Annotated in this window: 12 protein-coding genes; 6 read left to right on the top strand and 6 right to left on the bottom strand. The window is 67.6% G+C overall.

The window, feature by feature from the left end; translation table 11 throughout:
- Nucleotides 1-127: 127 nt before the first annotated feature.
- The gene (locus AC5RWT_RS06850) at nt 128-1,372 is read left to right on the top strand and encodes a L,D-transpeptidase (protein WP_494079661.1); all 1,245 of its coding nucleotides are present in this window, start codon (nt 128-130) and stop codon (nt 1,370-1,372) included.
- A 15-nt stretch (nt 1,373-1,387) separates the two neighbouring features.
- Here AC5RWT_RS06850 and AC5RWT_RS06855 read toward each other — a convergent pair whose 3' ends face one another.
- Entirely contained in the window at nt 1,388-2,191 is an 804-nt protein-coding gene (locus tag AC5RWT_RS06855) for an RDD family protein (protein ID WP_494044633.1), read from the bottom strand.
- Between the two features lie 113 nt (nt 2,192-2,304).
- On the opposite strand from AC5RWT_RS06855, the gene AC5RWT_RS06860 reads away from it, so the two are divergent.
- Together AC5RWT_RS06860 and AC5RWT_RS06865 are read left to right on the top strand one after the other, a co-directional pair.
- Complete coding sequence (locus tag AC5RWT_RS06860; RefSeq protein WP_494079662.1) at nt 2,305-3,297, top strand: stage II sporulation protein M; 993 nt, start codon at nt 2,305-2,307, stop codon at nt 3,295-3,297.
- A gap of 100 nt (nt 3,298-3,397) precedes the next feature.
- Nucleotides 3,398-4,723 (top strand): TIGR01906 family membrane protein, encoded by a 1,326-nt coding sequence (locus tag AC5RWT_RS06865; protein ID WP_494079663.1) that lies wholly within the window; start codon nt 3,398-3,400, stop codon nt 4,721-4,723.
- A gap of 40 nt (nt 4,724-4,763) precedes the next feature.
- Here the strand turns inward: AC5RWT_RS06865 and AC5RWT_RS06870 are convergent, their stop codons facing one another.
- Nucleotides 4,764-6,596 (bottom strand): AMP-dependent synthetase/ligase, encoded by a 1,833-nt coding sequence (locus AC5RWT_RS06870; RefSeq protein WP_494079664.1) that lies wholly within the window; start codon nt 6,594-6,596, stop codon nt 4,764-4,766.
- A 49-nt stretch (nt 6,597-6,645) separates the two neighbouring features.
- Nucleotides 6,646-8,289 (bottom strand): dolichyl-phosphate-mannose--protein mannosyltransferase, encoded by a 1,644-nt coding sequence (locus tag AC5RWT_RS06875; RefSeq protein ID WP_494079665.1) that lies wholly within the window; start codon nt 8,287-8,289, stop codon nt 6,646-6,648.
- Between the two features lie 235 nt (nt 8,290-8,524).
- Here AC5RWT_RS06875 and rsmI point away from each other — a divergent pair, with 235 nt between their 5' ends.
- A complete protein-coding gene (gene rsmI / locus AC5RWT_RS06880; protein ID WP_494079666.1) occupies nt 8,525-9,409 on the top strand; it encodes a 16S rRNA (cytidine(1402)-2'-O)-methyltransferase in 885 nt (294 codons plus the stop codon).
- A gap of 215 nt (nt 9,410-9,624) precedes the next feature.
- On the top strand, nt 9,625-11,106 hold the full coding sequence (locus AC5RWT_RS06885; protein ID WP_241913306.1) for an NAD-dependent succinate-semialdehyde dehydrogenase: 1,482 nt from the start codon (nt 9,625-9,627) through the stop codon (nt 11,104-11,106).
- Here the strand turns inward: AC5RWT_RS06885 and AC5RWT_RS06890 are convergent.
- The 3 genes from AC5RWT_RS06890 to AC5RWT_RS06900 are packed head-to-tail and all read right to left on the bottom strand — an operon-like array spanning nt 11,094 to nt 15,891.
- Nucleotides 11,094-13,478, bottom strand: coding sequence for a transglutaminase TgpA family protein (locus tag AC5RWT_RS06890; RefSeq protein ID WP_494079667.1), 2,385 nt, complete (start codon nt 13,476-13,478; stop codon nt 11,094-11,096). The two genes, AC5RWT_RS06885 and AC5RWT_RS06890, sit on opposite strands and share 13 nt — an antisense overlap.
- Nucleotides 13,475-14,848 (bottom strand): DUF58 domain-containing protein, encoded by a 1,374-nt coding sequence (locus tag AC5RWT_RS06895; protein WP_494079668.1) that lies wholly within the window; start codon nt 14,846-14,848, stop codon nt 13,475-13,477. Before AC5RWT_RS06895 ends, AC5RWT_RS06890 begins: the two co-directional genes overlap by 4 nt.
- 5 nt (nt 14,849-14,853) lie before the next feature.
- The gene (locus tag AC5RWT_RS06900) at nt 14,854-15,891 is read right to left on the bottom strand and encodes an AAA family ATPase (RefSeq protein WP_494044641.1); all 1,038 of its coding nucleotides are present in this window, start codon (nt 15,889-15,891) and stop codon (nt 14,854-14,856) included.
- A 147-nt stretch (nt 15,892-16,038) separates the two neighbouring features.
- On the opposite strand from AC5RWT_RS06900, the gene AC5RWT_RS06905 reads away from it, so the two are divergent.
- A complete protein-coding gene (locus tag AC5RWT_RS06905; RefSeq protein WP_494079669.1) occupies nt 16,039-16,992 on the top strand; it encodes a TatD family hydrolase in 954 nt (317 codons plus the stop codon).
- The last annotated feature ends 170 nt before the right edge of the window (nt 16,993-17,162 follow it).

Below are 17,162 nucleotides of genomic sequence, written 5' to 3' on the forward strand. Positions count from 1 at the left end.
CGGATTGTTGGACGGCAGCGCCGCGCCATGGCCCGGCGCAAGCCGCCGGGGGTCCTACCATGGAAGCAGGGCCGTGCTGTGCCCCGGCGGCGCGCACCATGCCGTGAGGTCTCGAGTTTGGGTTGGGATGACTGAGGAAAAAAAGAAGCGCAAGGGCCTGAAGGTTGCGCTGCTGTGCATCATCGGCGTGCTGTTGGCTGCCGCGGCAGCCGTCACCGCGGCCACTGTGGCCTCGCCCACTTTTGCCGCGCAGCTCGGACGCATGCTGGCCGTCGCACCCGCCGAGCGGCCGGGATTCTCGGAGCCGATCGCCAAGGCGATGGCGGTCGGGGTCTCCCCGAAGGACAAGGCCGTGGAGGTCAACCCGGCCACCGTCCCCACCATCACCGCCAAGAACGCCTCCATCAAGGACGTGGTGCTGGCGCCCGCGAAGGGCGGCGAGCCGGTTGCCGGCAAACTGTCCACGGACGGCAGCGTCTGGAAAGCCACTCAACGACTGGACTTTTTGACCAAGTACGACTTCAGCTACACGCTGGTGGACAGCGCCGGCGCCGAGACCGTCAAGCAGCAGAGCTTCACCACGGTGCTGGCGCCCAATCAGGCCGACGGTTGGATGTACCCGCTGGACGGACAGCACGTGGGCATCGCGCAGCCGCTGGAGTTTAACTTCAGCGAGCCCGTGCTGAACAAAAAGAAGGTGGAGGAGGCCATCAAGATCACCACCTCCGCCGGACAGAAGGGCGAGTTCTACTGGTACTCGGACACCAAGGCCCGCTACCGGGCGGCCAAGTACTGGGCGCCTAACAGCACCGTCACCGTTGACATGAAGCTGTTCGGCGTGGAGTTCGGCAACAAGATGATCGGAATGAACGACGAGAAGATCACCGTCAACATTCTTGATGACCGCCGGGCCATCGTCGACAACAAAACCAAGACCATGAAGATCTATGTGGGCGGCAAGCTGGCCCAGACCTTCCCGGTCACGCTGGGCGACGCCAACTGGCCGTCCAGCAAGGGAATCCATCCGATCATGGACATGCACAAATCGCTGCCGTTCAACCCGCGCAGCATCGGGCTCAAGCCCGGCGATCCCGACTGGTACGAGCCGTTCAATGCCAAGTACGCCAGCAGGTTGAGCAACAGCGGCGAGTTCGTCCACACCGCGCTGGACCCCTCGGCACTGGGGGTGCGGAACATTTCGCACGGCTGTGTGGGCATGTCCGAGGCCGGCGCACGGTACTTCTACGAGACCATGCGCACTGGCGACATTGTGGATATCCGCAACACCGACGGCGGCTTCCTGGACCCGACGGATGGTTTCGGCGACTGGAACGTGGACTGGAAGACCTGGACGGCGCAAGACAAGAAGTAGCGGCCCCCGGGGTCCCTAGTCCTGGAACGGCAGCGAATGCAGCCGGGCGCCGCGCTGGACGGCGCGTTCGTGCTGCCGGGACAGCCGGGAAAAGTCGCGTTCGCGCCGCTCGGCCATCACCGCCAGCAAGTACATTTCCGGCGGCGTCCCGGCCGGCGGCGGGGGAGAGACGTAGTCCGAGGCCTCGTTGGCCAGGGCCGTGGCCAGCCTGGCCCGCGAGGCCGGGATCATTTTGGGCGCTTGGGACAGGAACTGCACAATCCTTCGGGCCAGCGGTTCCGGCAGCCGACCCATATCCGCCAGCTTCACCCACGGCGCCAGCTGCGCGGGAATTTCCGGCAGGATCTTCGGCATGACCCCGACGCGCTCCCGCATGCTGTAGGTGCCGGCCAGGAGATCACCCAGCCGCTTGGACCTGTCATTGAACAGGGCCGCCATGAAGGCCACCGAACCGAGTAGCAAGTACAGTTCGAAGACGGCCAGCAGACCCCGGATGAACGCATGCCGGAAACGGATGGCACCGCCGTCGTCACGGACAATGCGCAGCCCCATGATCCAGCGGCCGAGCGACTTGCCGCGGGTCAGCGTTTCGACAGCAATAGGCACAACCACCAGGAAGAACAACACCACCGTGATGGCCAGCGCCCGGGCGGCGGCGGCGTCGAAGCCGACATCCAGGGTTTCGGACAGCAGCACGAAGGCGGCTATCAGCAGGGCCACGTTGGCCAGCACATCGATCATCGAGCTGAGCGCGCGGACCCCGAATGACGCCGGCCGCAGCTCCAGCACTACGGCCTCGCCAGTGATGACGTTGCTCATCGGACCCCTTTCCCGGGCGGCCCGTGCCGCCTGGTTCCACTCTATCGATCCGGGCGCCGGGCGGCCGCCGTCCGGACCGGTTGCCCCGGTCCCGCGCCCGATAGGCTATGGGTGTGGATATCGATGCCTTCACCGCGGTGCACCAGCACGATTGGAAGCGGCTGGACGAACTGAGCGCCAAGCGCAGGCTCACCGGCGCCGAGGCGGATGAACTACTGGTGCTCTACCGGCGCGCCTCGACCCACCTGTCGATGATCCGCTCGGTGGCGGCCGAGGGCCAGCTGTCGGCGGCCCTCTCCACCCGGCTGTCCCGCGCCCGCACCCGCTTCACCGGAGCCCGCTCCAATTTCGCCCGCGACGTTGCCGAATTCTTTGTGCTGTCTCTGCCCGCCGCGTTCTACCGGCTGCGGTGGCTGACCGTGATCATCGGTGCCGTGTTCATTCTGGTCGCGTGGCTGTTCGGTGCCTGGGTTGCGGGGAACCCCGACGTCATCAAGGCGATAGGTTCGGACGAGGAAATCCGCAAGTACGTGGAAGAAGACTTCGTCAATTACTACTCGGAAAACCCCAATGCCTCGTTCGCCGGCATGGTGTGGACGAACAACGCCTGGATCGCTGCGCAGGCGGTGGCCTTCGGTGTCACCGGGCTGTGGGTGCCGTACATCCTGTTCATGAATGCCCAAGGCGTCGGCATGGCCGGCGGAATGATGGCGGCCTACGACCAGCTGGACGTTTTCTTCCTCTACATCCTGCCGCACGGGTTGATGGAAATAACCGCGATCTTCATCGCCAGCGCGGCCGGGCTGCGGATCTTCTGGTCCTGGGTCTCGCCCGGACGCCTGACCCGCACGGCATCGCTGGCCCGCGAAGGCCGGTCGCTGATCACCGTTGCCCTGGGGCTGGTCCTGGTGCTCTTCATCTCCGGCCTGGTTGAGGGCTTCGTGACGCCCAGCCCGCTGCCGCACTGGCTGCGCCTGGGCATCGGCACCCTGGTGCTGGCGGCGTACTGGGCCTACACACTCCTGCTGGGCCGGCGGGCCTACCTGGCGGGGGAGCGCGGCGACCTGGGCCGGTTCGACGCCGGCGAGACCGCCGTTACCGTCTAGAAGCCCGGCGGCCGCGCCCGGGGTGGCAACCGCGAAGCATCGCCGCCCGGCGGTAGTCTCATAACCAGAGAGGCCAGCGGTACAGAAAGAGGCGACGGACGTGGCAGTCGAACAGGCGAACCCCGGAGACGGACGCAGAGCCCGGGCAGTGGCAGAAGAGGCCACTGGCGTTGAGCCGGAGCGGGTTCCCGCACCCCCGGTACCTGCTGCCAACGGCCGCTTTCGGGACGGTGCCAACCCCCTTCCCATGCGGCGGCCCAGCCGGCTGCCGGATCTGAGTGCCGTGCGGCAGGGTCGTGGGACGGCGCCCGACGGCGGTGCTCCCGCTGGTGCCGGAACCGAACCAGCACCGGTGGCTGCTGCGCGGCGCCCTGACGGAAGCGAGCCGGCTGCCTATGCTGCCGCGGCGTCAGGCGGAGAGCGCCGGAGCGCCGGTGCCGGCACGGCCGGCTCAGACGTCGGTTCAGGCACCGCCAGCGTCCCTACCGACGGCAGTGCTGCCAGCACGGACAGCGAAGCGCCGGCCGTCCGGAAACCGTTGCCAGCCGCGCCAGTTGCGCCGCCCGCCGGGGTGGCCACGCCCGCCGGCGGCGACGCGAACCCTGCGACCACCGCGCTCTCGGTCCGTCCGCCCCGCTCGGAGGTGGTTCGCCGCACCACGGCACGCGAGGAGGCGGTGAACGCCAAGCCTTTGGCGGGACGCATCCTGCAGGTGGTGCTGGCCGTGCTGTTCCCGCTGCTGCTGATCATCGGGGCCATCCGGCTGGTGGCCACGCCGCTGTTCCTCTGGGCCGAATACCACCGCCCCGGATTCCCGGCCGACAGCTTCGGCTTCAGCACCGAGGACCGGATGATATACGGCTCCTATGTGGTGGACTACCTGCTGAACTTCGCCGGCCCGCGGTACTTGGGCGACCTGACCGGTCCGAATGGCGGCAGCCTGTTCCTGGACTCTGAGGTCAGCCACATGGCCGACGTGAAGGGTGTTTTCCTCGCGACCATGATTGCCGGTGCGGCCTTGCTGATCCTGGCAGTGGTGTGCGTGGCCTACTTGGCCCGCCGCTACCACGGCGGCGTCCGGCGCGGCCTGTTCGCCGGTTCGGCGGCGACGCTGATCCTGATCCTCGTACTGGGCATCCTGGGCGCGCTCAACTGGCAGCAGTTCTTCACCGACTTCCACCGGATCTTCTTTGCCGACGGTACCTGGACCTTCTACGTGGACGACACGCTGATCCGCCTGTTCCCCGCGCAGTTCTGGATGGACTCCGGAATCGTCATCGCCCTGCTGGTACTGATGGTGTCCTCGCTGGTGCTGGCGCTGACCTGGCCGACGCGCGGGCGGCGGAACCGCAGCGCGGCCGCCGCAGAAGAGCAGCGCCGCAGGCACGAGCTGCTGCTCGCCCGGGAGAAGGACCAGACGGCGTAAGGCTGCAGGCCCGGCCGGCGGGTAGCTGCGGCCGGCCGGCTTACCGGCTAGCTGTAGAGTCCGGGCTGTAGAGTCCGTCGATCTGACCGGCGAAGTCCTCCAGCACGGTCATGCGCTTGAGCTTCAGCGAGGGCGTCAGGTGCCCGGTAGCTTCCGTCAGGTCCTGCCGCAAAACTTCGAACTTCCTTATCTGCTCCGCCCGCGAAACCAGCCGATTGGCGTGGTCCACGGCTTGCTGCAGCTCGGCCCGCACCGCCGGATCTTCCGCCGCTGCTGCCAGGTCCATCGGGCTGCGGCCGGTCGCGGCGAGCCAGCCGGCGAGTCCCTCTTCATCCAGCGAGACCAATGCGCCGATGAAGGGGCGGCCTTCGCCGACCACTACCGCCTGGGAGACCAGCCGGTGCTCGCGCAACGCGTCCTCCAGCGGACCCGGTGCCACATTCTTGCCGCCGGCTGTCACCAGCAGATCCTTCTTCCGCCCGGTGATGGTGAGGTAACCGTCGTCGTCCAAAGAGCCGACGTCGCCGGTGCAGAAGTAGCCGTCCCGGAAGAATTCAGCATTGGCAGCCTCGTTGTTGTGGTAGCCGGGGGTGATGCCGATCCCCTTGAGCAGGACTTCGCCGTCGTCCGCGATCCTGATGCTGGTGCCAGGCAGCGGCAGGCCAACGGTGCCGATCCGGTTGGCTTGCGGCACGTTGACCGCGGCAGGGGCGGTGGACTCGGTCAACCCGTACCCTTCCAGCACCGGAACGCCGATGCCGGTGAAAAAGTGCGCCAGCATCGGGTTCAGCGCCGATGCACCGGAGACGCTGTACTCCACGTGCCCGCCGAAGGCCGCCCGGAGCTTGCCGTACACCAGCTTGTCGAACAGGGCACGCTTGGCCTTCAGGACCAGGCCGGGTCCGGGACCGGTGCCGCGGGCCTGCGCATCCCGTGCTTCCGAGTAGGAAACCGCCGTCTGCGCTGCCGCGTCGAAGATCCTGCCTTTGCCGCCGTCGTGAGCCTTCTGGCGGGCGGTGGCATAGACCTTCTCGAAGACGCGCGGGACCACCAGCAAGAAGGTGGGTTGGTAGCTGGCTAGATCCTCGATCAGCTCGGCCATGCTGGAGGTATGGCCCATCTTCACTCCGCCGGCCAGGCAGATCACCTGCACCGCCCGGGCCAGAACGTGGGCCAGCGGCAGGAACATCAGCGACTTGGCATCCGGACGCTTCAGAATATCCGGCAGGAACTCCACCGCGTTGACCGCCAGCTCCGCGAAGTTGCCGTGGCTGATGATGCAGCCGCGCGGCCGTCCGGTGGTGCCTGAGGTGTAGACCAAGGAAGCCGCATCCTGCATGCCGCGGGAGGTGCGGCGCAATTCGAGTTCTTCGTCGGTGACTGCGGTTCCGGCTGCCTTCAGCTGGGCCAGTCCATCGGCGTTCCCATCCAGTTGCCAGACCGGAAGCTCGGCCGGCAGCCCGGACATGGCCTGGCGCACCACGGCCGACTTGGCAGCATCCTCCGCGAACACCATTTTGGCCGCGGAGTCCTGCAGTATCCACTGCACTTGGTGTGGGGAGGACGTCTCATAGATGGGGACAACGACGGCGCCGGCGAACCAGCCCGCCAAATCCACCAACGTCCACTCGAAGCGGGTTTTGGACATCACCGCAATGGTGTCTCCGGCGTCAACGCCGGAAGCCATGAGGCCCTTGGCCAGCGCAGTGACCTGGCCCAGGAGCTCGGCTGCCGAGACATCGGACCACGTTCCGTTGCGCTTGACGGCGTAGAGCGCCCGTTGCGGATCGCGCTGGTGCTGTGCCACCAGAATGTCCGTGATGTTCGACCCGGCCGGCATCGCTGCAAGGAGTTCTGTTACCGCTTCGCGCACTTCGTGCCTACTTTCTGCTTCCGGAAAAAGTCGTGTTGTCTTGCCTGCATCAGATCCAGCTTGGCATCCACATCCGCCAGCGCCACTGGTCGTAATCGATCAGCTCTGCGGTCCAAACCGGCAGGAAGAACGCCGAAACCAGGAGTGCTGCCGCCACAAACAGTCCGACCACCAGCACGCCCTGGCGCCGTCGCCAGGGTGGGTCAGTCGGTCGGCCCAGCGCCAGCCCAAGCGTGTAGGTCAGTGCCAGCACCAGGAAAGGCTGGAAGGAGATGGCGTAGAAGAAGAAGGTGGTCCGCTCCGGGTAGAGGAACCAGGGCAGGTAGCCGGCCGCGACTCCCGCAAGGATGGCACCCGCGCGCCAGTCCCGCCGGCCGGCCCAACAGAAGAGCAGCACCAGCAACGACGCCGCGGCCGCCCACCAGATCAGCGGATTGCCGACGACCGTGACGGCTTCCGAACAGCGGTTGACGGCATGGCAGGCTCCCTGGCCGGCGTCTTCGGAATGGTAGTAGAACGACGTGGGACGGCCCATGAACAGCCAGGTCCAGGCGTTGGATTCGTACGGGTGCTCCGAATGCAATCCGCTGTGGAAGGCGTAGGCGCTGCGGTGGTACTCGGCCAGGGAGCGCAGCCAGTCCGGCAACCAGCCCCAGCTTGCGGAAGGGTTCGACGCTGCCCAGTTCCGGTCGTAGGCATTGTCGGAGCGCAGCCAACCGGTCCAGGACGCCAGGTAGGTCAAAGCCGCAATAGGAATCATGGTGAAGAACGCCGGGACACCGTCGCGGAGGACACCGGCCGAGAACCACTCCGTGATGCCCGCGGTGCGGCGCGCGCTGAGATCCCAGAGCACACACATGAGACCGAACGCCGCGACGAATGCCAGCGCGGACCACTTGGTTCCCACCGCCAAGCCCAGACATACACCGGCGGCCAGCCGCCACGGCCGCCAGAGTATCCACGGGCCGAACAGCAGCCGTGACGGGTGCGGCACCCCGGAGGAGCCGGTGAGCCGAGCGATCCTCGCGGCCAGCCGGCGTCGTCCGTCGCTGCGGTCCAGCAGCAGACAGCCGAACGCAGCGACCACCCAAAACATCAGGAAGATATCCAAGAGCGAGGTCCGGGAGTGGACCAGATGGTGGCCGTCGATGGCTGTCAACAAACCGGCGATGCCGCCCAGCGCCGTCGACTTGAACAGTGCCTGTGCGATCAGGGCGATGATCAGGATCGACAGGGTGCCGGTCAGCGCCGCGCCGAACCGCCAGCCGAAGGCGTTGTCGGATCCAAAGAGCCACATCCCGGCAGCGATCATCCACTTGCCGACGGGCGGGTGCACCACATACTCGGGGGTATCCAGCAGGACGCCCGGATTGCCGGCGTTGAAGGAATCGTTGGCGTTGTCGGGCCAATCGCGTTCGTAGCCGGACTGCAGGTAGGAATAGGCGTCCTTGACGTAATACGTTTCGTCGAACACCAGTGAACCCGGTTCGCCCAGGCGGTAGAAGCGGAGCACCCCGCCAAGGACGGCGATGAGCAGGGGGAGCAGCCAGGCCCAGATGCCGAACTGCGCCGGGACACCCAGCAGGCGACGCCGCAGCACTGCCTCGCTGAAGGCTCGCCCCGGCGATTCCAGCCACCGTCCACGGCGGGCTTCCGCGGCAGGAGCGGGCGTGGTGTGGGTCACGGCCCTCATGTTACCGGCCAGTAGGTCAGTGGGTGTGCCGCGCCGCCGTGTGGGTTGCCGGCCGCCCGAGGGCGGCCCTCGCTGCGGTGGGGCACATACCGACTCTATATAAGGTGCCGGCGAAACGAGCCATGAGATCCCGGCGAAAGAGGCCGAACGGCGCGGGGCGGATCGGTTGAATCGATCGACAGGCCCGTTGACCTTCTGGATTCCCGGCCGCTGGGCTGCGGGTAGGGTTGTCCATGTGAATGAGCGGGAGGCTGGCGGGCCGGTATCGGGGCAGCCAGGGCAGATTGTCTTGGCGGGGACACCGATCGGCAATGTTCGCGACGCCTCGCCGCGGCTGGTCGAGTTGCTCCAGACTGCCGACGTGGTCGCAGCCGAAGACACCCGCAGGCTGCACAAACTGCTGCAGCTGTTGGGCATCACCACCAGCGGCAAAATCATCAGCTACCACGAACACAATGAGGCAAGCCGCACCGCCGACCTGCTGGAGCTGGTCCTCGCCGGCAGCACCTTGGTGATGGTGACCGACGCCGGCATGCCGGCCGTCTCCGATCCCGGCTTCCGCTTGGTCGAGGCTGCCGTGGCAGCCGGAGTTCTGGTGACCGCCGTGCCCGGCCCCTCGGCTGTGCTCACGGCGCTGGCGCTGTCCGGCCTTCCCACCGACCGCTTCACCTTCGAAGGGTTCCTGCCCCGCAAACAGGGGGAGCGCGCGGCGCGGCTGGCGGAGCTGGCAGCCGAGCGGCGGACCATGGTGTTCTTCGAGGCACCGCACCGGCTGGCGGCAATGCTGCGCGCCCTCGACGCCGGGTTCGGCCCGGAGCGGCGGGCCGCCGTGTGCCGGGAACTGACCAAGCTGCATGAAGAGGTGCTGCGGGGTCCCGTCCGCGAACTGCTGGAGTGGGCCGAAGCAGGGGAAGTGCGCGGCGAGATCGCCGTGGTGGTGGCCGGTGCTCCGGAGGCAGCACCTGAACGGCCCGAAGACCACGTGCAAGACGTCAACGCCCTGGTGGCCCAGGGCGCCCGGCTCAAAGAAGCGGTGGCCGCCGTGGCGGCCGATGCGCGGATCAGCAAGCGGGAACTGTACTCGGCAGTGCTGGCTGCCCGCTCCGATACCGTCGGCTGAGCGCCCGCGGCATGAGATGCCGCCGTCGTCACATAACGCCGTCGCCTTGTTCGATGCGCGCGGTGCGGGGCAGCCGTTGATATTGTCGATCTGCACAGTAGGGACCGTCGGACGTAGTGCACCCTCGCATTTACACCCGTGAAGCGGAAACCTACTGTGAAGGAAATCGGGCACTGCGCCCACGGACTCAATCCTGAACACTTGGAGGCACCGCCATGGCTGAAACCGCAGCCCGCGAAGCAGAACTGCTCGCCAAAGTACCCACCGGCCTGCTGATCAACGGCGAATGGCGCGACGCCTCGGACGGCGGCACCTTCGAAGTGGCGGACCCGGCCACCGGCAAGGTGCTGGCCACCTTGGCCTCCGCCACCAGCGAGGACGCGCTCGCCGCCCTCGACGCCGCCGACAAGGTACAGGCTTCCTGGGCCCGCACCGCTCCGCGTGAACGCGCCGAGATTCTGCGCCGAGGCTTCGAACTGGTGACCGAGCGGGCCGAGGACTTCGCCTTGCTGATGACCATGGAAATGGGCAAGCCGCTGGCCGAATCCCGCGGCGAAGTAGTTTACGGCGCCGAATTCCTCCGCTGGTTCTCCGAAGAAGCCGTCCGCGACTACGGCCGCTACCTGACCACGCCCGAGGGCAAGAACAAGATCCTGGTCCAGCGCAAGCCGGTCGGTCCGTGCCTGCTGATTACGCCGTGGAACTTCCCGCTGGCGATGGCCACGCGCAAGGTCGGACCCGCCATCGCCGCCGGCTGCACGATGGTGCTCAAGCCGGCCAAGCTCACCCCGCTGACCAGCCAGCTTTTCGCCCAGACCATGATGGAAGCAGGCCTTCCGGCCGGTGTGCTGAACGTGGTCTCGTCCAAGAGCGCGTCCGGGATCTCCGGGCCGCTGATGAAGGACTCCCGCCTCCGCAAGGTTTCTTTCACCGGTTCCACTCCGGTGGGCAAGCAGTTGCTCAAGGACGCGGCGAACAACGTTCTGCGCACCTCGATGGAGCTCGGCGGAAACGCCCCGTTCATCGTGTTCGAGGATGCAGACCTGGATAAGGCCGTCGAGGGAGCCATGGCTGCCAAGATGCGCAACATGGGCGAGGCCTGCACTGCGGCCAACCGCTTCCTGGTCCAGGCCTCCGTGGCGGAGGAATTCACCACCAAGTTTGCCGACGCCATGAAGGCCCTCAAGACCGGGCGCGGCACCGAGGCGGACACCACGGTGGGCCCGCTGATCGATGGCGGCGCCCGCGACGATGTGCACGCGCTGGTCACCGCAGCAGTGGAAGCCGGCGCGTCCGTCAGCACCGGCGGCGCACCCGTGGACGGAGACGGCTACTTCTACCAGCCGACCGTGCTGGCCAACGTTCCGAACGACGCCGACATCCTGCGCAGCGAGATCTTCGGCCCGGTCGCACCGGTGACCACGTTCGAAACCGAGGAGCAGGCCATCGCCTTGGCCAACGCCAGCGAGTACGGCCTGGCCTCCTACATCTACTCGCGCGACGTGAACCGCATGTTCCGCGTCTCCGAGCAGATCGAATTCGGCCTGGTGGGCTACAACGCCGGGGTGATCTCCAATGCCGCCGCACCGTTCGGCGGAGTGAAGCAGTCCGGTATGGGCCGCGAGGGTGGCGCAGAGGGACTGGACGAGTACACCACCGTCCAGTACATCGGCATCGCGGATCCCTACGCCAAGTAGCTTGGATCGTCCCGCCGGCCGTCCGCTCCGGACGGCCGGCGGCTGAACAGCGAGGCCGGCCAGAACAGCCCCGCCAGGCGCCGCCGCCAACCGGCCCGCTCTTGGAGCCTGCCCTTAACGGTTTCCACATCCGTCCACCGGGCGGCGTTGTCGCCGTCCGGTGCCGGAGTCTCCGGAGCCGCATATGCCGCCCGCTCGTAGCCGGCCCGCAGCCGGGACAAGGCGGCGGAAGACTGGCCGGCGACCACCCCGGCGTCGTCAAGGCGCTGCTGGAAAGCCCGCGGAGTCTCCGTTGCCGCGGCCGCCCAGCCCAGGTCCTGTGCAGTATCCACGGCTTCGACCCACGCGGCGACGGCGGCCCTGCGCCCGGTTCCGCCGGCCGCCAGCGCCGTCCGGCGGCGCGTGGTGCGACGGCGGCGCAGCACCAACGGCGCCAGCAGAAGGCCCAGCACGACGGCCGCGGCCGCCGCCGACCACAGTTGGCGTGACAGCACATCATCCTCCGCCGCAGCCGGCGAGCTAGATTCCGCTGACTCTCCAGCGGCGCCTGTGGCCGGCTGGGGCTGGCCTGTGGGCCGAAGGACGTCGTCCGCCTGCGTGGGGGAGGCGGGGGCAGTTTGCGCCTGCGCGTAGGCCGGCAGCACGCCGCGTGACGGGGTCGGCTCGAAGGCGACCCAGCCGACGCCGCTGAAGAAGAGCTCAGGCCAGGCGTGGGCGTCCCGGGAATCGACCTCGAACTCCTTTAGGTCCCCACCCGGGCCATCATCGATAACGGTTCCGGTGGGGCGCCCCGGTGCGTAGCCCACCGCCATCCGGCTCGGGATGCCCGCGAATCGGGCCATGATGGCCATGGTTGCGGCGTAGTGGATGCAGTAGCCGGACTTCTCCTCCAAGAAGGCCGCCACCACGTCGAAGCCGCTCTGGTCGTAGCCGCCGTCAACGGGCGCCTGTTCGGAGTACACGAAGCCGGGAGCCCGCAGATACGTCTGGATGGCCATGGCCTGCTCGTACGGGCTGTCCAGTCCGTCCAGTACCGTCGCGGCCGTATCGGTGATGATGGCAGGCATGCTGTCCGGAAGCTCGGAGAAGATCGGATCAACAACCGCATTGTTCACCGGCTCGGCGGCCCGCAGCACGTCCCGGGTCAGCTGGGGTTTGACGCTGCGCACTTCATAGTCTTGGTTCGCGGTGGTGGTGCCGGATTCTCCGCGGATGTTAAGCGTGCTCGGATCCCAGCTCCACTGGCCGCGGGCGCCGGAGACCTGTGCCGGGGCGTAAGGAGCCAGCAGCCACGGGCTGGTGAATGACGCCGTGCTGATCAGCGTGGTGGTCACCTCGCCGGCTGCCAGCAAGTTTTGAACACCGGGCACGTCCAGTTCGTCGATCCCCGTTCGTTTGTTGCCCCCAAACGCGCTGGGGCTCCAGCGCGCACCGGTCAGGTTCTCCAGCGTAACCGAGCGCAGGTAAAGCGGCTCCTGGGCATCGGTCGCATAGGTCATCCGCCCAAAAGCGCCGGGCCGCCGGAGGTTATCGCCCAGGCTGACCACCGGATTCAGTCCGGTTGGCGAGCCCCAATTCAGCCGCGAACCCTCCGGGAACAACCCGGAGGAGAAACCCGGGATGGCCAGCGGGAGCACCAGCGCTGCCGCCAGTGCGGCTGCCGCAATGCCCGATGCGCGGTGGAGCTGCTCGGCCGATGCCAAGCGGCCCCTGCCCCTGCCGTCGGTGGCCAACCAGTGGGCGCATCCCAGCAGCAGCAAATAACCGGCGGCGGCCGCCAGGAAGCCTGCCGCCCCGATGCTGTTCGGTTTGATCATGGCCGGAACAGAGGACAAACCGAGCAGGCCCACGCCGCTGATAGCAGGCATCTGCAGCGGAACGGCGAGGGTGTCCACCAGGAGGGCGATCAGCCCGACTCCCACGCAGGCCGCCAGGGCAATGCCGGGGTTGACCAGCACCGGAGCCACCTGCGAGACCACCGTGTCCCGGGCTTCCTCCAACATGGGATCCAGGGCCGCGAAGGTGCCGGGTCCGGGGATGACGCCCAGGAAACTGGACGGCGCCAGGAACATTGCATTCACCGACATCACCAGCGCGGCAAGGCCCAGCAGCGCCCCGGTCAGCGGGGGCCAGTCCAACCGGCGGGCCAAGCCGGTGGCAGCTTCGATGGAACATACCGTCACGGCGACTTGGAACAGCCAGCTCCAGCCTTCAAGGACACCGTGCAGGCTGGCGGCGGTAAGCAGGACTGCAACGGCGACGGCGGTGCTCATCAACCACGGCGCGAAGCCGGGGGAGGGGGGCAGGCTGCCACCGCGACCGGATGCTCCGGGCGTGCGGCGGTCGGCGGGCCGGTCCAGCGTGACGGTCACGGCGCCGCCCCTGTTCCCACCGGTTCGATCCGGTCGCGCAGATCGAAGTGTGCCCAGGCGGCGGACACGGAGGCTTTGGGACTGACCGCCACGGTCCGCCAGCCACCGGCGCGCAGCAGGTCCATTGACGCTCGCGCGAGCTGTGGCCGGTCGGTAACGATCAGGGCGAAGGCATGCGAGCCGAATTCGGCAGCGGGGGCCAGCAAACGCGCTTCGTCGCTGCTGATCTGGCCCAGGACCGCGACCAGCGGCCCCTTGTATTTGTGCGCCGCCAGTTTGTCCATTAGCTGGTCCCCGAAGGCAGGCGCCGCCGGATGCCGGTCGGACTTACGGTGGTCATCGGCCAGGCCCAGCGCGGCCAGCCCTTCGGCCAGATCCTGGTAGCCTGCGGGTCCGTCGAATTGCTCCTGACCGGGCGACGGCGCAGACGGGGACTCCAGGACGGCTGCGGCGGCGTGGACGTCGAGGAGTCGGACCGTGTAGTTGCGCTGGAGGAAGTCGTTGGCGGCCGAGGCCACGGCCGTGACGGCCCACTCAAAGGAAGGCGAGGTGTGCAGCAGGTCGCCGTGATGGCTGCCGCCGTCGCCGAAGGAGGGCAGGAGTCCGGTGCCGAAGGCCGACGCCCGCCGGTCCAGCACGATCGTCGCCTGTGGCGTGGTCACTGATTCTTCCTGGCGGACCATGAGCTCGCCGTGCCGGGCGGTCGCTGCCCAGTGGACCCGGCGCATCGGATCGCCATAGCGGTATTCGCGGGTCATCACGTCGTCGTCGCTGGGATTGGCTTGCCGCCTGGTGCTTGCGGTTCCGTCGGAACCGCGCGCTCCGGTCAGCGAGGTGGCGGGCAGTTGCACGGGGGCCGGCGTCACCACCAGCGGACTGGTTTCGCCCAGATGGTGCCGGTGATTGGCCAGTCCAAACGGGTCGGTAAAATCGGCTGTGACCGGGCCGATGGCGAACAGCCCGCGCTGGTTGGAGCGGAGCTTGTATTCATAGATGCTCGCGCCGGACCGGGACGGGTGCCGCGCCGGGAACCGGAACGACGGAGCCTTGCCGAAACGCGGGGCCAGTTGTTCCTCCATGTACACGAGTCCCGACAGGCCTCCGCTGCGCCGCACCGTCAACTCGACCTGGGCCACCACTCCGGTTTCGACGGCGGCGGGCCGGAACTTCCGCTCCACAATGAACTGCGGCTTGAGCAGCACCATCGCCGCCGCGGCCAGCAGCGGCAGTCCGATCAGGAACACCCCCAGCGTGAGCAGGTCGCGGCGTCCCAGCACCTGTGCCAGCAGCAGCGCCAGCGTGCCGGCCGCCAAGAACCCCCAGCCGCGCAGCGTGATGTACCGGGTGGGCAGCCAGCTGAACGCGTCCATGGCCGTCAGCGGGATACGCGGCGGGACTCGCCGCCGACCGGGACCTTGGCCACCACCGACGCCACCACGCTGGAAGCGTCTTCACCGGCCGTCACGGCTTTTCGGTCAAGGATCAACCGGTGGGCCAGCACGGCCTCGGCGACGCTGGCCACGTCGTCGGGAAGGACGAAGTCGCGGCCGTTCAGGGCCGCGGTCGCCTTGGCTGCCCGCAGCAGCTGGAGCATGGCGCGCGGGCTTGCCCCCAGCCGCAGATGCGGATGGTCTCGGGTGGCCCGGCCGATGTTCACCGTGTATTCCTTCACCGCGGGCGAGACATAGACATCCCGGACCGTGGCGACCATGCTGCGCACCTCGTCCACGGTGACGACGGGACGGACGGCCACCAGTGGCGAGACCGACTGATGGGTCTCCAGCATGTCCATTTCCGCACGCAGGTCCGGGTAGCCCATGGAGATCCGGGCCATAAAGCGGTCGCGTTGGGCCTCCGGCAGCGGGTAGGTGCCTTCCATCTCGATCGGGTTCTGCGTGGCGATCACCATGAACGGGGTGTCCAGCGGGTAGGAGGTGCCGTCCACCGTGACCTGGTGTTCCTCCATGCATTCAAGCAGTGCCGACTGCGTCTTGGCCGAGGCGCGGTTGATCTCGTCGCCGATGACGATGTTGGCGAACACCGGCCCCGGCCGGAATTCGAAGCGGTGCTTGTCCTGGTTGTAGATGGAGACGCCGGTGACGTCCGAGGGCAGCAGGTCCGGCGTGAACTGGATCCGGTGCACGCTGCAGTCGATGGTCTTGGCCAGTGTCTTCGCCAGCATGGTTTTGCCGACGCCGGGCACGTCCTCCAAGAGCAGATGCCCCTGGGCCAGCAGCACCGTCAACGCCAGTCGTGCCGCCTCCGACTTGCCGTCGATGACGGTCTCGATCGCAGCCCTGATCCGCCCGCAGGCGTCGTGAAACTCGGCCAGTGCGAGTCCTTCACCCTGTCCCAGCCCAGCGCTGTCGGAGCGGATAGTCCCGGCCTCTGCCATGTCCTGCTGCGTATCCATGAAAGTACCTTCCGGTATGCCTTCCCCGAGGGCCGGTGTCTCAACCCTACTTGCTGCCTGTGTGATGCGGTAGACACATGAAACGTTTGTTTGATACGTCCCCAGGCGCCCGCGGGACCGCTGCCCATGCTTCAGTAGGCTTGAACCATGGCCACTTTTCCCGCCGCCGTCACCGGCGAAACGCCCCCCGCTTACACCGTTGACAGCACAGCGGCCCAGACGTCTGCGGTGCGCAGCCCCACCGAGGGCGACGGCCGCCGTCGTCATCTGAGCTATCCGCCGGCGCCCGAGCCGCTGCCGGTGCCGGTGATGGATAACCACACCCATCTGGACTTTCGCGACGGGCTGGTGTCGGTCACGGTCCGGCAGGCGATGGACGCTGCCGAGGCGGTCGGCGTCGCGGGCGCGGTCCAAGTCGGCTGCGATCTCGAGTCCTCGCGCTTCACGCTCCAGGCCGTGCAGGCCGAGCCCCGGCTGCTGGGCGCGGTGGCCATCCATCCCAATGACGCGCCGCCGCTGGCCGAAGCCGGCACGTTGGAGCAGGCCCTGGCGGAGATCGAGGCCATAGCCAGGCATCCGCGCATTCGGGCCATCGGTGAGACCGGCCTGGACTACTACCGGACGGAAGCCGGAGGCCGGGGAGCCCAGCAGGAATCCTTCCGCCGCCACATCGACATGGCCAAGCGGCTGGGCCTGGCCCTGCAGATCCACGACCGCGACGCCCACGAGGACGTGGTGCGGGTGCTGCGCGAGGAGGGCGCGCCGGAGAAGGTGGTCTTCCACTGCTTTTCCGGCGATGCCGCGCTGGCCAGGATCTGCAATGACAACGGCTGGCACATGTCCTTCGCGGGCACCGTCAGCTTCAAGAACGCAGCCGGCCTGCGCGAGGCGCTGGCCGCCGCCGAACCGGCACTGGTGCTGGCCGAAACCGATGCGCCGTTCCTGACCCCGCACCCGTACCGGGGGCGACCCAACGCCAGCTACCTGGTGCCGTACACGGTGCGTTCGATGGCGCAGGTGCTGGACAAGGACCTGGCCACGTTATGCACAGAGGTGGCGCAGAACACGGAGCATGTTTACGGCTCGTGGCAGAGCGAATGACACGGCGGTCTTTTTCCTAGCCAGCCCGGGGAAGCCGGAAAGGGTGGCCCCCGGGGCCGGGGTCCGCGCGGTGATCCCCGGGGCTACCCGCGGGTAGCCCGGCTTGTCGCCATGTCACGTTTCGATTACGGTAGGTAGCTAATGGCCGGGGTCGGGGAAGGCATCCGGAC

This window comes from Arthrobacter sp. Dra40 (assembly GCF_059091905.1).

What these genes read in the sequence shown, in the direction of transcription:
- AC5RWT_RS06850 (WP_494079661.1), top strand. Translation starts at nt 128, where the DNA reads ATGACTGAGGAAAAAAAGAAGCGCAAGGGCCTGAAGGTTGCGCTGCTG.
- AC5RWT_RS06855 (WP_494044633.1), bottom strand. Translation starts at nt 2,191, where the DNA reads ATGAGCAACGTCATCACTGGCGAGGCCGTAGTGCTGGAGCTGCGGCCG.
- AC5RWT_RS06875 (WP_494079665.1), bottom strand. Translation starts at nt 8,289, where the DNA reads ATGAGGGCCGTGACCCACACCACGCCCGCTCCTGCCGCGGAAGCCCGC.
- AC5RWT_RS06885 (WP_241913306.1), top strand. Translation starts at nt 9,625, where the DNA reads ATGGCTGAAACCGCAGCCCGCGAAGCAGAACTGCTCGCCAAAGTACCC.
- AC5RWT_RS06895 (WP_494079668.1), bottom strand. Translation starts at nt 14,848, where the DNA reads ATGGACGCGTTCAGCTGGCTGCCCACCCGGTACATCACGCTGCGCGGC.
- AC5RWT_RS06900 (WP_494044641.1), bottom strand. Translation starts at nt 15,891, where the DNA reads ATGGATACGCAGCAGGACATGGCAGAGGCCGGGACTATCCGCTCCGAC.
- AC5RWT_RS06905 (WP_494079669.1), top strand. Translation starts at nt 16,039, where the DNA reads ATGGCCACTTTTCCCGCCGCCGTCACCGGCGAAACGCCCCCCGCTTAC.